We start from the raw sequence: 17,510 nt of genomic DNA, 5'->3' as shown, positions 1-17,510 counted from the left end.
ATGGCTGATTTCATTATTTTAAATCGGCTGCCATAAATCCAGAGGTAAATTTCGCCAACATATAAACATATTCACCTAATCTATTTATTTCGATGTTTGACTTGTTCTATTTAACTGTTTGTATTTTATAAACTTTGTTGTTGGCATTCTCTTTGCTCACGCCTTTAGTGCAAGCAATTCGTCATCGGTGAAATGAGATCACCAATTAAAAGCACTAATTTTATGGATATTTCATATCTTTATGATGTCGAAGCTATAGCTTACTCGTATAAAACAAAGCCTGCCTCGTAAGAGCAGAAAAATAATAGGCTGTCATTCTAATAAGGACTTTTTATGAAAACTAAGCCGTTACGTTGGTTGCTTCCCGTTGTCATTCTCGGAGGAGCCTACGGTGGCTATGCTGCAATTGCCTCAAGCGCAGCAGAAAGCACAGAAACAAAACCAGAGAAAAAGCCGTTAACTGTGACTGTAGCGTCAGTGAAATCAAGCGACCATAAAGTACTGATCACCAGTCACGGTGAACTGCTGCCCGTTGAGGTGACGCAAGTTTCTGCTCAGGTATCTGGTGAGGTAACGAGCTGGCACCCCAATTTTGTTGCAGGTGGGGTCGTTAAACGTGGAGAGACGCTGTTTTCAATCGAGAGCGATAACTATCAGGCCGCGGTATTACAGGCAGAAGCAAATCTAGCCAGCGCTCAGGCATCTTTAATTGAAGAAAAAGCAAAAGCGGAGGTGGCGAAGCGCCAGGCGAAAAACCTGCCAGCTAAGCAGGTAACAGATCTTTATTTACGCAAGCCCCAGGTGCTGAGTGCCATGGCACAGGTTAAATCAGCGCAGGCTGGTCTGAAGCGGGCAAAGCGCGATCTTGAAAACTGCAAAATCGTTGCACCCTATGATGCGCTGGTGGTATCGCGCGATATTGGTGTCGGGCAATATATTTCAGCTGGCGCACATGTCGCGACGCTTAACAATATTGAAGCAGGTGAGGTCCATATTCCGATTGCTGGCTTTGACAGCGCTTTCTTGCCGGAAAACTACGCTGGAGTCTCAGCCACAGTGGTGCAACGAGGTATTATTGATGCGAAGCGAGAGGGAGTAATTGAGCGTGATCTTGGCGTAGTTGATAGCGCTACTCGAATGATCAATATGGTGGTGCGTGTTGATGACCCATACGCCATTGAATCCGACGCTTCACCGCTCAAATTTGGCTCTTATGTGGAAGTGCAGTTTATCGGTAAAGAACTCAAACACATTTACCGTTTACCTCAGGAGTTGGTCAACAACCGACAGGTTTGGGTTGTCAACGAAGATAACGAATTGGAACCTCGTATCGTCAACGTGTTACGCGCCGAGCAAGAGTTTATGCTGATCAGCGAAGGCTTGTCTGATGATGACCAGATTGTTCTGACGGTACCTGAATATCCGCAAAAAGGTATGCGGGTAGAAGTTGCCGTCACTGAAAGTGAACAGTAGGGGTTATAGCATGGACGATTCTAAACAAAAGGGCTTGATTGCCTACTTTGCTCACAATCCTGTCGCCGCTAACCTGCTGATGGTATTTGTCCTGATTGTTGGAACGGTGAGCTTCTTCTTCATTCAGCGACAAATGTTCCCCAATATTGAGGTTAACTACATCAATGTTAGCGCGCAGTATCCTGGCGCTTCGCCTCAAGAAATCGAAGAGAGTATTCTCATTAAGCTGGAAGAATCTCTAAAAGATGTAACGGGAATAAAAAAGGCAGTCACTACAGCTTCCCGTGGTAGCGGCGCCATTGAAATTGAGGTCGATGTTGATCAAGACGTCGAAGACGTGCTAGATAAAGTCAAACAAAAGGTCGACTCAGTATCTAACTTCCCAGCGGGGATGGAGCCGATTCAGGTTTACCAGTTTGAGTTTAGGCAGGATGTGATTGAAATGGCGCTGGTCGGTAACCGTTCGCTACTGGAACTCAAACCGATAGCTAAGCAGATCGAAGATGAGCTGCTGCAGTTGCAAAATGTTGCTCTGGTAGAGCTGAGTGCGCCAGAGTATGAGATTGCGATTGAAGTAGAACCACAGGTATTACGCAAATATAGTCTCACTCTCAATGATGTGAGTCAGGCGATTCAACGCTATTCCGCTAACTACTCGGCGGGCGAGGTCAGGACCAACGCAGGGATGATTTCGGTTCGCATTGAGAATCAGTATTACAGCGGTGAAGAGTTTCGTGATATTCCGGTCAAGATAGGTGCTAATGGCAGTCGGGTCTTGCTGCAAGATATTGCGACCATCAAAGATGGTTTTACCGAAGATGATCGCTACTTTAAGTATTCTGGCGAGAATGCTATTTACCTGTCTGTAAAAGCGACCAAAGACCAAAATATGGTCACGGTAGCGGAGTCAGTAAAGGCTTATATAGAGCAGAAGAATACAAGCTTACCCGCAGACCTGAAGATCAAAACGCTGGTCGACATGACCTATTACCTCAACGCACGCCTCGATATGATGCTTAAAAACCTGCTGCAAGGTGCTGTTCTGGTTGCATTGATGCTCAGCCTTTTCTTGCGTGTCAAATTGGCGATGTGGGTAATGATAGGCTTACCTGTCTGCTTCCTTGGGGCGGTGATGTTAATGCCTGCGATTGGCGTCAGCATCAATATTGTCTCATTGTTCGCTTTCATTATGGTGTTAGGGATAGTCGTCGATGATGCCATTGTCATTGGTGAGAGTGCTTATTCTGAGATAGAGAAAAGCGGCGGTGGGGTTGATAACGTGGTACGCGGCGTTAAGCGTGTGGCAACTCCTGCAACCTTTGGTGTCCTGACCACAATTGCTGTATTTGCGCCATTTTTAATGTCTAAGGGAATTGAGCGTGCCTTTTTCTTTGGTATCGCAGCGATAGTGATTCTGTGTCTCATCTTCAGCTTGATTGAGTCCAAGCTGATCTTACCGTCACATTTGGCACATTCGAACTTTAAGCCGATTAAAAAGGGAAGCTGGCGAGATAGATTCAACCAGCGCTTCTTTAGTTTTGTTTATGGCCCGTACAAGCGCTTTGTTACCACTTGTACTTACTGGCGCTGGAGTGTATTTGCGGGATTCGCAGCGTTGCTTGTGATCAGCATTGCTTTGGTTATGGCGAACTATGTGAGAATTATACCGTCACCGAAAGTGCCGCATGACTTCCCAAGCATTAAGCTGGTGATGAACGACAATGTGTCGAGTGAACAGACCATTGAAGCGCTCAAACAGATCGAAAGTACTGTGTTACGTATCGATAGGGAAACGGAGCAGCAAACCGGCCAGAAGATGATCCGGGATATTCTGACTTTCAGCCAGGGTCGCAAAGAAGGTCGATTGGTGATCCCGTTAGTTGACGAAGAACTGCGTCCTTTCAATACCTTTGAGTTGGCGCGTCGTTGGCGTGAAGAGATGCCGAATATACCGGGGCTGAAGATGCTCAATGTCTCTGACAACGTCAATGACGATGAGAAAGGGGACGAGTTTGGTTTCCTTCTTTACGGCTCAGACATTGACACTTTGAATGAAGCGGGACGTGCGCTGATTGTGAAACTGAAGCAAGAAGAAGGCTTATTTGATATTTCGTCTTCTATTGATGCGGGTAGTCAGGAAGTTTTACTGTCTCTGGCACCTGTCGCTTACGACCTCGGGCTTAATTTGTCTGATATTGCCTTGCAGGTCGGTGGCAGTTTTTACGGTGGTGAAGCACAACGGGTGTTGAGGGATGGCGAAGAGATCAAAGTCATGGTTCGTTACCCTAAATTGACGCGAGAAGCCTTCGCCTCTCTACGATATGCGGTGATCACGACTCCTGAAGGCAAAAAGGTGATGCTGGGAGACGTGGTGGAAATCAACCAGAAGCCGGGAGTGAGTAGCATTCGCCGAGAAGGTGGCTTCCGCAGTGTGTATGTCTACGGCTCTATTGATGAAGAGCTGGTGGAGCCAAGTGAAATTGTAGGTCGGGTCCATGAGCAGATCATTCCGGATATCTTATCTGGTTACCCTGGGGTGAAAAGCCAGTTGGGTGGAACCATTGAAGAGCAACAAGCTCAGCAAGATGAGCAAAAAATCTTCTTTGTTGCAGGAATGATCATCGTCTACATCTTATTGGCTGTGCCGTTGAAGAGTTACACTCAGCCGTTGATCATTATGTCAGTCATCCCGTTTAGTCTCACTGGCGCCATCTGGGGGCACTACTGGTTTGGTTTAGATCTCAGCATGATGTCGACCTTTGGTTTGATAGCGGCCGCAGGGGTAGTGGTGAATGATTCCTTGGTCATGACCGATTACGTCAATCATGTGCGTGCTCGTGGGGTAGCAATTAAAGAAGCTGTGATAGAAGCTGGTTGTGCAAGGTTCCGTGCAATTACACTGACTTCAATCACTACGTTCGTTGGGGTCTTGCCGATTATGTTCGAAACGAGTTTGCAGGCAAGATTCGTGATTCCAATGGCGGTTGCTTTAGGTTTCGCTGTGCTATTTGCAACCTTGTTAACTTTAGTGCTCGTTCCTTGCTTGTACCTGATGTTGGATGACATTAAGGGTATCTTCCGCTGGATAAAACAGAAACTGACCCGTCGCTCAACGGCGGAGGTTGTTGAACAGTAATTTAGACACAAGGGGGCAATTAGGCTCCCCTTTTCTTTAGTCCACCTAAAGCCAGTTTTCTCTGTTGACCTGTCTAAAGCTTCATAGTTTATAGTGTTGATATCAACATGAGGATGAAGCATGTATCGAATTTCTCAACTCGCAGAACAAGTCGGCTTAAGCCGTTCCACTCTTTTGTATTACGAAAAACTGGGTTTGATTCAAGGGACCAGACAAGCTAACGGATACCGGATGTACACAGACAAAGATGTTCAAAGGGTGCGTCTGTTGCAGCAGCTACAGGCGGGTGGTTTGACATTGGAAGAGTGCCTTGAATGTCTGGAGTCGAAAATCGACAGAAACAAGTTACTGCAAAGGCTTAACGCGCTGGATGAGGAGATCCAACGTAAGCAGAAAGCCAAAGAACTGCTGTCAGCCATGTTGGGAATTAATTCAATGCGCGATTGGCATCAGGAGATGGAGGAGAACGCCCCATCGGCTCACATGGAATGGTTGATAAAACAGGGCTTCAGCGAAAAGCAGGCATTGAGATTGAAATGGTTATCAAAAGATATGAATGAACACGAACAATATATGGCAGATTTCGAGCAGATTTTTGCGGGTTTGAAGAGACTTGGACCAGGCTCTGAGCAGGATACATTGCGAGCATTGAGCGCGTTATCCCAAAATAAAGGGGCTTTACTGGAAGTTGGCTGTGGTAAAGGCATCGCCACCGGGGTCTTAGCGTCTCATTCGGAATTCCGTATTACCGCATTGGACAATGACGAAGCAAGCCTCAGGAGCTTACAAGAAGGAATACCCGTTGAAAAACAAGTGAATGCGATTTGTGCCAGCATGACGGACATGCCATTTGAAGCCGCTCAGTTTGATGTGATTTGGTCTGAGGGCAGTGCTTACATCATGGGAGTAGAGAATGCGCTCAAAAGCTGGAAAGCCCACCTAAAACCAAGCGGTTACCTTGTCGTGAGCGATCTTGTGTGGTTAACAGATAACCCTGACTCCGACGTCTCGAATTTCTATCAAAAAGAGTATCCGGATATGGTGACCGTAGATAAGCGCATCGCGCAAATGCGTCAGGCAGGCTATGAAGTAGTAGAGACGTTTACCCTAAGCCAACAGTCATGGAATAACTTTGTCGATCCTCTCGTGTCTAGAGTTGATGAACTGGAAAGCTCTTTACAAGCTTCTCAGGCACTAATCGATATGAAGTCAGAATTACATATGCACCAGAACTACTTACATCAATACGGCTACCAGATGTTTGTTCTAAGAAAAGTGTAAGTGAAAAGGGCTGTGAACTTCACAGCCCTTGCTTGTTAATAGAGGTTGTTAAATCTCCTCATGCTTACGCACTACGCCAAAATCGGCGAGGATAGCGTACGCGGCAGGGATCATAAACAGAACCAGTAGAGTTGAAGCGAAGATACCAAACACAATTGAAATCACTAATGGCTGGATAACTTGCGCTTGCAAGCTGGTTTCAGTTAATAGGGGCAGTAAGCCCGCGGCTGTGGTCATAGAGGTGAGGAAGACGGCCCTGAAACGTTCCCGGCTTGCTTTGACAACGGAGTCATGAACATTGTCGCCTTCGTCCACATGATGTCGGATGTACTGAACCAGTAGAATGGAATCATTGACGACAATCCCTGCAAGGGAAACAAAGCCCATTAAACTAGGCATGCTGAGTGAGTGACCGAGCAGGATGTGCCCCCAGACGACACCAACAAACGCCAATGGAATGGCTAACATCACCACGAATGGTTCGAGGTAGCTTCGGAACTGGTAACTAAGGATGGCGAACACACCAAATAGCCCAAGTAAGAAGCCTTTACCCATTGAAGCGCCCGTTTCTGCGGTGTCTTTTGCTTCGCCTTCAAAATCGAAGCGTAGTCCCGGATATTTCTGCATCAACTTAGGCGCTTCGTCTTTTTGGAATTGGGCGATGATGGCTGTGGAATTGGCTTTGGTGTTATCAATATCACCGAATACGCTGATGGTACGCAGCCCATCAATACGTTGGATTCGCACATAGTTACGTTGGAAATCCAGAGTAGCGATAGTGGCCAGCGGGATCTGGCTGCCATCAGATAAAATGATGGGGAAGTTGGCCAATTGTTGTAGATCCCCAGCTTGGACTTTGTCCAAACGCACTTCGATCGAAATGTTCTCCACACCTACTTGAATTTCGTCTGCCGTTTGGCCAAAAAAGGCAGCGCGTAACTGATTGGCGATGAGCTGGCCGTTAACGCCATAGGTTTCGGCACCGGGGCGAAGTTTGACTAACACTTCCTCTTTGCCCATTCGCATGTCATCCAACACTCCGTGCACGCCATCAAACTCATTGAGATATTGCTGAATTTCGATAGAAGCGGCTTTAAGCGCGTCGAGATCATCATGCTTAGCACGGATCTCAATGGCACGCCCGCCAGGTCCCATTGTTGGTTGTTTGTAGACCAAAGATATTGGATCAGCGAGCTCGCCGACGTCTTCACGCCAAGCTGCAATGAACTCCTCAATCAATGTGTTTCGGCTTTCAGCACCGAGTAAATCTAAGCGCACAGTGGCGATGTGAGGCCCAGACTCATTGGCGTCCGCGTTGGCGTTGAACTGGCTAGTGATGTGTTGAACTAAAGGGGTGCCATTTTCGACTTTCTCACTCCATTCTTTGTCCAGCTTTCGGGCTGAGGCGACGATCTTATCGACCACCGCTTCAGTCTGAGAAAGGGAAGAGCCGGGAGGAAGAATGATTCGTGCTTCAGCAATATCCCCATCAAGCTCAGGAAAAGGCTGAAATTTGAGTAACCCGCCCGCTAACGTAGCAGCAGAAATCAGAAGTAACGCAAAGACACCACCAATAAAGGCGTAACGGTATTCTACGACTTTCTCAACCGCACTGACCAATTTGGTATTCCGGAAGTTTTCAAATCCATCGAGCAATTTCTGTTTGAATTTTGCTGGTGGCTTTTCCTTTTTCTCTTTGTGTAATGAGTGCGAAAGGTGGTTAGGTAAGATCAGAAATGCTTCGACAAGACTGAGTGTCAGTACCAGGATCAATACCTGCGGTACGGCTTTAAGTACGGCGCCCATCTCCCCTTGTAAGAACAGCAGGCTACCAAAAATACACACAGTGGTAAGGAAAGACGAAATTACACCCGGTAGAACTTTTTTCACGCCATTGGTCACTGCATCGTCGACCTTTTCTCCTCTATCCAGATGCGCAGCGATAGATTCTGCAATCACAATCGCATCGTCCATCATAATACCGATGGCCATGAGCAGACCGACAAGTGACATGATATTGATGGATAGGCCCAATTGAGCCATGAGGAACAAACCACCGAGAAATGCAACAGGTAATCCCGCTGCCACCCAGAATGAATAGCGCAGGCTAAAGAACAGCCACATGGTTGCAAACACCAAGATGATCCCTTGCCAACCGTTTTTGACCATCATGGTCAGTCGATCCCAAAGTACCGACGACAAATCATTGGTCAGCTCAAGCTTAACGCCGTCTGGTGCTATTGCTTGTTGGTCTTCAACAAACTGAGCAACACGCTCTTTGATCCTCAATGCGTCATCTTCTTTGTTTTTGCTCACTTTAAGCAGCGCGGAAGGGTGTCCGTCAAACAGCACCTTTTGTTCGTCCAATTCAAAGCGATCGGTAATGGTCGCAATATCGCGTAGACGAATGAGCGAGCCATTCGGGCCGGAACCTACAACAATGGATTCGAGTTCTTGTGGGGTGACTCTTCTTTCGTCAAAACGGATCAGAAAGTTCTTATCTGGTGTTTCGACATTACCACTCGGAAGTTTGACGTTCTGGCGACCAATCTGTTCGGCAATGTCGCCGACACTCAAACCAAGCTGTCGTATAGCCTGATTATCCAGCTCCACACGAAATTGATGATCAGAGAAGCCCGCTACTTCTACTAGAGAGACGTCATAATCTAGCTTTAACGTTCTTTTAAGCTGCTCTGCATAGGCTTTCAGTTCTGGCCAAGTGGTATCCGCGGTAATCGCAACATCAACAACAGGCTCATTCCAGTCCAGTTCCTGAACCACGGGAGATTCAATCTCCTGAGGAAAGTCGTTAATGGCGTTAATTTGAGTCTGAACATCGACTAGCATACGGCCGATGTCTGCTTTTTCATTTAGCTTTAAGATGAGACGAGCAGAGCCTTCGATGGCTTCACATTGGGTTTCTTCAATGTTGGCCAAGCCGTCAACGGCATCTTCTAATCGTACACAGATGCTTTCCTCAACTTCTTGTGGTGAAGCGCCTGGATAGGTAACCCCAGCCATAATGTAAGGCGGATCAAACTCGGGGAAGGTTTCGCGTTTAATATTAGGCAGTGAAGTGATACCTAAAATCAGCAACGTCAGCATTAACAGATTGGCGGCTGTCGGGTGTTTAGCAAAGAATCGAGTCATGATTCAGCCCCCTCTGCGTCACGGTTCTCTTCCTTAAGCAGCATACCTTCAATCGCAGGCAGCAGATCGTTAATGATCAGTTTTTCGCCTTGCTCCAGATTGCCGTCGATAATGACGTTATTGTCGCGGCGATAAAGCACTTCCACTGTGCGTATCTGCAGCTTGTTGTCTTGACCTTTGATGTAAATTCGGTCGCCATGCAGTGCGCGTTCTGGTATGACCCAGCTTGGGTTTTCCTGACCTTCAATTTTAGCTCTGACAAACATACCGTTAACTAAAGGTGGGACAGACGTTGGGTTAAGGTTACGGTAATCCTGCTGCACTTCGAGGATGACGCCGACGGTGGCCTGATTTGGGTCAACGGTTTCGCTGATACGTGCCACTCGCGCGGGCCAGCTTGCATTAAGATTACCGCTGTTCAGTTCAATGGTTGCACCAATGAAAATGGTGTCAGGCTGTGGAATCCCATCAGAATCACGACCGAACTCACCAAGGCTCGACGCCAAGGTGTGCATATCGTGGATCGAGAGTTGTGCTTCCACTTCCATTACTTCAATGCCGTGCGCTGTAACCATGGTTTGTTGAAGGTTCACGACCTGATTCTGCTCAATTTCTATATCAGCAATTCTGAGATCGTATGGAAGCGTAATAATGGTTTTCTCCAGTGCTCGCTGTGCTTCTTCAACTTTAGAGGCATTGACTTTAACCAGTGCTTCCGCGACTCGTTTTTCATCTGGCATTAGGCCTATCTGATTGTCGATGTCGAGGACTAATTTGCGCTGTGACAGCGCACTCTGCTTTTGCTGGTCGACATCAGATTGAGAGGTTAGCCCTTTCTTTCTCAGGTTCTGTTTGCGTTCCAGCTCTTTGTTAGCAATGTTCAGACGATTGGTTTCAATCTTTAATGTCTGCTTAAGGTTTTCTTCTTCGAGTGTCAGTTTGGCTAAAGAGGTTTGAGAAGATTTAAGGTCAGCCTGAGCCTGCACAAGTTTGAGTTCATAATCGAGTGGGTCAATTCTGAGAATTTCCGTTCCCGCTCTTAACACTTGCCCTTTGTTGAGCTGGGGGTGGCGATAAACCACTTTGCCTGTCACTTCCGCAATTGCCTTCCATTCTAGCTTCGGTGCCACTTTGCCAAATCCGATGGCGATGGGGGCAACCGATTTTAGTTCGAGTGACATAGTTTCAACCAGTCGGGCTCGGTCACCAGCAGGTTTGACGGGTAACTCAGGCTTCATTTTAACCGCGAGAACTAAGATGAGTATTCCGACAGCAAGTGCCGGGAAAAAGAGCAGCTTTCGATTGAGTTTCATAACGTCATTCCGTTGTGTGTGAAGGTTGCAGAAAACCTTGCGTCATAAGTTTGATATTGTGCTCGAACAAGCGGTTCAAGAACTCTTCATTGAGTTCAATGCCGTGGATATTGAGTAGGGCTTGCGGAGCAATAAAGGGAAAAACCATTAAGCTAACGTAGGAAACGCGGCATAAGGTCGGGTCAACGTCTTTACGTAGTACACCACTATCAGCCAGTTGATCGAAGATGACGTGCTGCATCGGTTTTCCAATGTCGTCAAAGACTTTCTCCAATAGCTTTCGTTGTGTTTCAGACGGTGGCATGTTCATGACTTGCGCGACCAGCCGAGGAAACTGGGGTATTTTGACCATTTCACGATAATAGGTGCGCATTAGGTCGAGGAAGTTCTTCTGATTGCTATCCGCAGCCAGTGTTTTGAGCTGTTGCTTCATTGGTTCGAGCGTTTCTCGAAGCATGGTTTCAAACAGCCCTTCTTTGCTACCGAAGTAGTAGCGAATCATAGCGACATTCACGCCCGCACGTTTAGCAACTAACCGGGTCGACACTTTGTCATAAGCCATTACGGTGAAGAGATCTCTGGCGTGTTCAATGAGTTGAGTCCGAGCATCGATGTCTTTGCTCGGCCTGCCTGCTTTACGGGGAGAATCAGCCACGAATACTGCCTCTAATATTAAACGTTTGATTAATTATAGATTGGTGTATTTGTATCCGATATGTGAAAAATTCAACACTATTTAATCAAATGATTAATTAAAGCAATATTGTGAACAGAGTAGAGTTTTTAGAGTGGGGTTGAAAGAAAATACCCGCACAGTGGGCAGACTGTACGGGCAAACAAGGGCAACAATTTAAATTTTTTAGTTTGGAGATTGTTGGTCTAATTTCCGTATCCAAACTGTTATAAAGTATTCGTGGTCTTTAGAATGACTTTGTATCAGTGTAACCAACGCCGTTTAAAGTAACATTAATGTAAATTTAATTTAAATGATAAATATGAAATTATAAATTCCATTTATGAAAAATTCGTGCGACAGATTGCAGCTAGAATGGCGTGATGTGAATGCACAATGGCGTTAAATGAATCTCGGATACGAGTAAGGGGAAATATAATTCATAGGCTGCCCTGAATCAGAGATTTCTTATGAACATCAAACCTAAACTGACGACTCTATTCATACTCACCAGCCTATTGTTGGGCTGTACTTCCACACCAATGTATTCGCCTGATACGCCACTTGTTGTTGTCGCTCATGGTTTAGGTCGCAGTGACTTCGCGATGCGAGGCCTGAAAAACAGTCTTGCTGACGCAGGGTATGCGGTGTGTCGTCTCAATTATTCTTCCATTGGTCAGTCTCTACAGAAGTGGAAAGAAGAAACCACCTCCCAGATTGATCAATGTGTATCAGGTTACTCCACCGTTCACTTTGTCGGTCATTCACTTGGCGGCTTGGCGATTCGCTCATATCTAGCAAACGATGAACAACTGGCGCAAGATAAGCGACTCGGTAAAGTTGTGCTGCTTGGCACACCGAACAAAGGTAGCGAAGTGGCTGACAGCATGAAAGGGCATTTTCTGATGTCGATTGCGGGAGAAGTCAGCCAGTCGCTGACAACGGGAGAGCAATCCCTTGGGCAGAGATTGCCACCTCCTTATTATCCAGTTGGAGTGATCGCTGGTACTTCAGAATCATCGGGAACAGCCGAACTTTTCCATTCACTCAACGATGGGCTGGTGTCTGTTGAGTCAGCGAAAGTAAGCAATATGGCAGATTTTATCACCTTAGACGTGAGTCACACTGCGATGCGCTATGATGCCGAGGTCGCGAAACAAACGATCAGCTACCTTCAAACCGGGCATTTTCTCCACTAGATAAAAGCGGTATTCGCCGCTCTGTTGTCATTGATTTGGATTGGCCTGCCACTTGATATTTCGATCAGTACTGAGTTGTGCCAGTACAGACTGAGCCGGGAGCGTAATGTTAGCGTAGGTGATCGGTTTCGAGCTGAAATTGGCGGTGATCGTACTTCCATCGCTGAACGTCGTTTGCTGCACCAACCCAGACTTGTCGAGCCATTTGAACTCGGTAAGCTGTTTATCCCAAAGCTGTTCATGCATGGGGGTATAACCTTGCTGATAATGAGCCAGTGCTTTGAGTCTTGGGCTATCAGGAGATCTCGCTTCATCTCGTGTCAGGTGTACCATTGGAGGCGTGTTGTAGAGCATTGAGATCAAATCGCGTTCTGCCTGCACATTACTAAACTTGAGGCTGTCACTGTGCCAATGATGACTGTTGATCACTTCGTCGTGGAAAACAATCTGGTACAGAGGTACTCGATATTGCGGAGCGAAGAGCAGGGTTTTATAGGGTTCTTTTACTTTTGCCTGTTTAAAGAAAAAGTCCGGTTTGTGGTCTGGATACCAGCGGCCCAGAAAATACGGTGAACGAGCATCGTTTTTCATTTCGTTGTCTGTCCAGCCAAAGCCGACAGTTTCAAGACCATGAGCAAACGCGATGCCTCGGGTTGTCAGGCTGTTGCCATCTTCTGACCCCAGTACGAGGCCGTCTTGTTTCGCTATCCAGTCCATGCGTTGGTTAAAGGCTTCAAGCATATCGTTCTCGCTACTGCCATCGCTGTAATCTTCTCTTGCCATCGCGGTGGCATCGACGTCGAGAAATAGGCTGTTGAAGCGACCATATTTGACGATATCCAGCACTCGCTGTTTTACGTAATCCAGTTCGCAGTTTGGGTTAAGGTAGTAACCGTTGCCTCGGAAGCCTTTTTTCTTTTCTCCATTAGCAAGCTCTATTGAGCAATGTTGTCTCATTGGTTCGGGTAACTGAGCCGTCAGCCATCCGTCATTAAGCCCTAGAGGAATGGCAGTGTTGTAAGAGTCGTAAGTGGCGACCAGATAGCCCGCTTGCTTAGCGTCGTCCACGACGTTTGGTTGATAAAACGCCGGCATCCAGTTATCAAAACCGAGCCAGAGTTTGGTGAGCCCAGCTTGTTTTAAGTTGGTCAACATATCTGTTGATAATGCTTGCCCCCAGCGCTCAGGTTTGAGCAGATAATACGCCGCATTTTCTTTCAGCCACAGCTTTTGCTGCTGGGCAGCGTGATATTGAGCTGCAATCGCATTGTTGCTGAGTGTCGGTGCCGGTGAAGGAAATTTCAGGTGTAGCGAATCATTGAGCGAATCAACCAGCAACTGTTTGTGGTAGCGACTTAGCCAGTCCTTACCTTTTTTCAGTGGTTGAATCTCTTTGAGTGCTTGTGGAGGAATAGTCAGGTCTGCCTGCTCAAAATACCACTGCTTCAGTCCCCACCAGTTGGTGACATCTTCGGTGCTCAGCAAATCCTTACCAAACAGATACACTTGGTTTGCCCCAATCAGTTGCTTTAGCTGAGGGGTGTGCTTCATTCTTTCTGCGAGTGACGTTGACTGATTATGATCAATGCGCCATTGCCTGTACGCTTTGGCTCCATCCATCCAATCATTACCAAGCTTGATCTGAACAGTAAAATCTTGGTGTTGATTGAGAGGAGTGAATTGATGCTCCGCCAACATGTCAATTTTGGGGTGAGTATTCGAGAAGTTTAGCGTGTTGTTAGTGGCATTTAGTAACTGATAGCTGATGTAGCGATTGTCTTGTTGTGCTGTCCAGAAGGGCATCTTGAGGCCTTGGGTGGTATTAGAACCAGAGTGCTCTTCGGCCAGATAATCTGCCCATACTTGATTGTCTGTCGGGATGCGCATACCTTCACTGAAAGGAAGGAAGAGTGTTTTGGTTCGCTCCTGAGGCAAATCAAACCAGCTTAACGTGAGCGGCTGGTTACGTTTAATTGCTGGCTTACTCGGAGCGGCGAATCTTATTGTTAACGCCTCCTTAGCTAGCTTTGTCGATACACGAATACCACTTGGCTGAAGCGTCCAGCGGGCTTCTGTTTTTGAAACTGATACCACATCAGAAGCTACCTGAGTATGTTGATTCACTTTCATCGCTTGGCTGTTAACAATGAGATCATTCCAGCTAATTTCTAAATCCTGCGGTGAAATAGAAATCTGATTGTTTTTGTCACTAAGAGCGATGGATTGAGCTTGAGCACTGGTTGCTAATACCAACAAAGGCAATGCAGCATATCGCGTTAAAGAACTGGCTTGAAAAAGCATGATGAATTCCTTGAAAAACTGAGGAGCCCATTACAGCTGAGGCGGCTTAAATGATTGTCACCCAATTGTCTCTATTCGTAGCCATTCGTGGATTTAGGGAGCAAAAGGAATGGCTATACGTTGAATGTACTCAATCTTTAAGCCTTGTTGGTATTCAAACACAGACACGGTGGCACTCAGGTGTTTGGCGCCGTCAGGGATCTGCGTTGAGCGAGGAACAGGAGCAACAATTGACGAAATCGGTTTTCTCATTCCCAGCATCAAATATTGGCTGTCAAACCATTGCCACGTAGCAGTGGGCTTGGTGCAGCTGCTTTCGGCTACTGGAAGGGTTAGATGTATCTGTTGCATCGAATTGTCTAGGCGGATCCAATTTTGATTCTCTGGCATGGCCACTAGCAAAGGGTAAAGAGTGTTCCCTAACTTGAGCTGATACAGGCCGGAGACGGGTTCGATCAGCAACTCGTCGGTTTCAATTTCCTGATAGTCACGTTGTTGAGACAGTTTGCCGCTTAACAGGCGCTTGGCTGACGGGTCAATCAGCTCAATCGTTAAGTCATTCTGAGTGCTTTCAGCCGAAATTTTGATTTGAAAACCTTGTGAAGACAGGCCTGAACGGCGTACAAAGCTGACGCTCAGATCTGCGGGCAGCGGTGAAGAGTTAGCTATAAGTTGCTGACCACACTGAGACTGGTTCAAAATCTCTTGTTTGACCGGTAACCAATATTGACGTTCGATATCTTGCTGGTTAAGGGCCAGATGTAATTCCTGCCAGGCCAATTGAGGCTGATTGTTAAGCAGCGCTTGATAAGTGCGCGCAAGTGGCGTGTCTTCAAACCAACTAGCGTGAGCGGATAGCGGAAAGATGAGACAGGCCAATATACTCAAAAGTCCACGTTTCATAGCGCCTCCTCACTGAGACGATAGCCTACCCCTCGATGTGTTTCGATGTTAAGGACCGGGAGCTTTTGCCTCAGTCGCAAAATATGGTTGTCTATCGTTCTCGTACTCGGGAAGGCTTGATAGCCCCATACTTTGTTGAGCAGTTCATCACGGTGGAACACTCTTCCCTGATTTTGAATCAACAGCACCAGTAACTGAAACTCCTTGGGTTTTAACGTGACAAGTTGATCGTTGAACATGGCTTCACGTTTCGCTAGATGGAGTTCAATTCCGCCATAACAGAGAGAGCTCGCGCCTAAGGGCCTCAGCTGACTCACTACTCTGGCAAGCAATTCAGCATGGGAAAATGGCTTAGTAACGTAATCTTTGGCACCAGCCATCAGGCCTTCCACTTTTTGCTCGGTGTCGATTTTGGCTGTCAGGATAATGACAGGTACGGCCTTGAGAAGCAGCCAGTGTGGTAAATGTTTCAGGCTGTCTCCATCGCTCAGTTGTCGATCAAGGATAACCAAATCCGCTTTAAACCAGAGTTGTTCTACTTTTCTGGTTTCTTGTACCCAGACGCATTGGTAGCCATTGGATTCAAATAGAGAAACTAATCCCTGTCCAAGTAGTTTGTCATCTTCGATCAGCAATAAGCTCTTCATAGCGGTAGCTCCAAAATACAGCGAGTGGGGCGGCGTCGTACAATCAACTTACCTCCCATGAGTTTCATTAAATGCTCGACAATGCTCAAGCCTATTCCCATGTTTTCATGGTTTGTTTTCCCTTGGAACTTAGTGAAAAATTGAGCCATGGCGGAAGGAAAGTCGCCTTGATCGGTCACTTCAATGACGAGCTCATGGGTGAGAGTGGCACGAATTTCAATCTTGCCATGCCCGTGCTGTTTGGCATTTTTAATCAAATTGTCTAAACAAATCGACAACCAGTAAAAGGGTAAAGTGAGTTCTCTATCTTGATTGAGCTGGTAGCTAAGGGCGTGCTTCTCACAGGTATGTTCTAGCCAATCATCCAGAGAAGCCGTTTGTTTGAGCAATTGTTGAGAACGCTGTGTGCTGAGGTAGATCTTACTGTTTTCAGTCAGTTGAGAAAGCCGTTGGTGATCAGACATTAGTCGCCACACGGCGTCTTGAGTGTCGTTTGGTAAGCGATCAAACTGACTGCGGAACATTTCCACGGTTAGGCCTAGGCTGGTGATCGGTGTGCGCAGTTCATGGGTCAACAACTGTAATATGAAGCGTTTCTCACGGCTTTGCTGGCGTCTCGTGTACAGGGTTTTGACCGTCATAAAGAGAATCAAAATCGACAAACCTGCGACAAATAAACGTAATGCGAGCACGTTCTCAGCAACCTCACTGATGCAAAGGTTGCTGTAGCGGAAGGTGCAATTTGGGCCTGATAGCGTGATGTCCAGTCTCTTTGCAACAGGCTGCCACGTTTCAGCGGTCACGGCTTTCCAACCTTGCTCTCCACTTAGCCATAGCGTGTCTTTTTCCATCCATGCACGGTATCCGTTCAGCAGGGCTTCACGCCCTTCATTGGACAGAGTGGATAATGCCGCATGCAAAGGGTGCTGAGGATTATCGATGGTTAAGTAGCGACGTACCGTATGGCTAGGTTGGTAGTTAGGTTGATGATCCAGGTAGCGGTCTGCAAAGCTCCCGCCAGCTGGGTGCAACAGCGTGTGCGCCTGAAACCAATCATCGGTGAGCAACTGATCATTGCACATTGCCAGTTCAAACTCGATGGCATCATTAAGGTTAGCGTTGTGCTGCTCATTTTTCTGACAGGTTTGAGACACTCGATAAACCTGCTCGATCTCTTGCCAGTTGTATTGTTTGAAATCTGGGTAGCGAGCCTGCTGTTTGAGTAATTCAGCAGGGTACTGGCTGAGCTGCTGCTGTGTGACTTTGAGTTCGGTAGCCTGCCAACTTTGCTGATAAAGCGATTGCCAATTTTCTTGGAGACTCTGCGCTTGTGCGGCTAGAGGAAACAGAAACAAAAAGCACGCAGCCAACTTACCTAAAGGCATCAATTTACTCATTAAATATAGGGTTCACTGTGATTTTAGCGGCTTTTGG

The 17,510-nt window shown here is 46.8% G+C and carries 11 protein-coding genes; 4 read left to right on the top strand and 7 right to left on the bottom strand.

Annotated features, from left to right (window positions below):
• Positions 1-333 precede the first annotated feature (333 nt).
• The 3 genes from QMA41_RS08380 (at position 334) to QMA41_RS08370 (ending at position 5,890) form a co-directional block, all read left to right on the top strand.
• The gene (locus QMA41_RS08380; protein WP_281629363.1) at positions 334-1,473 is read left to right on the top strand and encodes an efflux RND transporter periplasmic adaptor subunit; all 1,140 of its coding nucleotides are present in this window, start codon (positions 334-336) and stop codon (positions 1,471-1,473) included.
• Positions 1,474-1,483: 10 nt separating this feature from the next.
• Complete coding sequence (locus QMA41_RS08375) at positions 1,484-4,609, top strand: efflux RND transporter permease subunit (RefSeq protein ID WP_281629362.1); 3,126 nt, start codon at positions 1,484-1,486, stop codon at positions 4,607-4,609.
• Between the two features lie 120 nt (positions 4,610-4,729).
• Positions 4,730-5,890 carry a MerR family transcriptional regulator gene (locus tag QMA41_RS08370; protein ID WP_281629361.1) on the top strand — a complete coding sequence of 387 codons (1,161 nt, stop codon included), beginning with the start codon at positions 4,730-4,732 and terminating at the stop codon, positions 5,888-5,890.
• A gap of 48 nt (positions 5,891-5,938) precedes the next feature.
• Here QMA41_RS08370 and QMA41_RS08365 read toward each other — a convergent pair whose 3' ends face one another.
• From QMA41_RS08365 to QMA41_RS08355, 3 genes are read right to left on the bottom strand one after another with little or no spacing between them, the layout of a single operon-like run.
• Positions 5,939-9,040 (bottom strand): efflux RND transporter permease subunit, encoded by a 3,102-nt coding sequence (locus tag QMA41_RS08365; protein ID WP_281629360.1) that lies wholly within the window; start codon positions 9,038-9,040, stop codon positions 5,939-5,941.
• Complete coding sequence (locus QMA41_RS08360) at positions 9,037-10,353, bottom strand: HlyD family secretion protein (RefSeq protein ID WP_281629359.1); 1,317 nt, start codon at positions 10,351-10,353, stop codon at positions 9,037-9,039. Before QMA41_RS08360 ends, QMA41_RS08365 begins: the two co-directional genes overlap by 4 nt.
• Before the next feature lie 4 nt (positions 10,354-10,357).
• Entirely contained in the window at positions 10,358-11,008 is a 651-nt protein-coding gene (locus QMA41_RS08355; protein WP_006961381.1) for a TetR/AcrR family transcriptional regulator, read from the bottom strand.
• Positions 11,009-11,496: 488 nt separating this feature from the next.
• Here QMA41_RS08355 and QMA41_RS08350 point away from each other — a divergent pair, with 488 nt between their 5' ends.
• Entirely contained in the window at positions 11,497-12,225 is a 729-nt protein-coding gene (locus tag QMA41_RS08350) for an alpha/beta fold hydrolase (RefSeq protein ID WP_172844781.1), read from the top strand.
• 27 nt (positions 12,226-12,252) lie between these two features.
• On the opposite strand, the gene QMA41_RS08345 is transcribed toward QMA41_RS08350, so the two are convergent.
• From QMA41_RS08345 to QMA41_RS08330, 4 genes are all read right to left on the bottom strand, one after another.
• Positions 12,253-14,526 (bottom strand): glycoside hydrolase, encoded by a 2,274-nt coding sequence (locus QMA41_RS08345; RefSeq protein WP_281629358.1) that lies wholly within the window; start codon positions 14,524-14,526, stop codon positions 12,253-12,255.
• Positions 14,527-14,619: 93 nt separating this feature from the next.
• Positions 14,620-15,429 carry a DUF2861 family protein gene (locus QMA41_RS08340; protein WP_281629357.1) on the bottom strand — a complete coding sequence of 270 codons (810 nt, stop codon included), beginning with the start codon at positions 15,427-15,429 and terminating at the stop codon, positions 14,620-14,622.
• On the bottom strand, positions 15,426-16,076 hold the full coding sequence (locus QMA41_RS08335) for a response regulator transcription factor (RefSeq protein WP_281629356.1): 651 nt from the start codon (positions 16,074-16,076) through the stop codon (positions 15,426-15,428). Before QMA41_RS08335 ends, QMA41_RS08340 begins: the two co-directional genes overlap by 4 nt.
• Positions 16,073-17,461: a DUF3404 domain-containing protein gene (locus tag QMA41_RS08330; RefSeq protein WP_281629726.1), complete on the bottom strand. Its 1,389-nt coding sequence runs from the start codon at positions 17,459-17,461 to the stop codon at positions 16,073-16,075. The genes QMA41_RS08335 and QMA41_RS08330 overlap by 4 nt, the downstream gene beginning before the upstream one ends.
• Positions 17,462-17,510: the final 49 nt, after the last annotated feature.

The sequence above is a fragment of the Vibrio sp. St2 genome (genome assembly GCF_947311885.1).
Lineage (GTDB): Bacteria > Pseudomonadota > Gammaproteobacteria > Enterobacterales > Vibrionaceae > Vibrio > Vibrio coralliilyticus.
The sequence above is the reverse complement of the archived record's forward strand: the minus strand, read 5'-3'. Positions and strand labels throughout refer to the sequence as shown.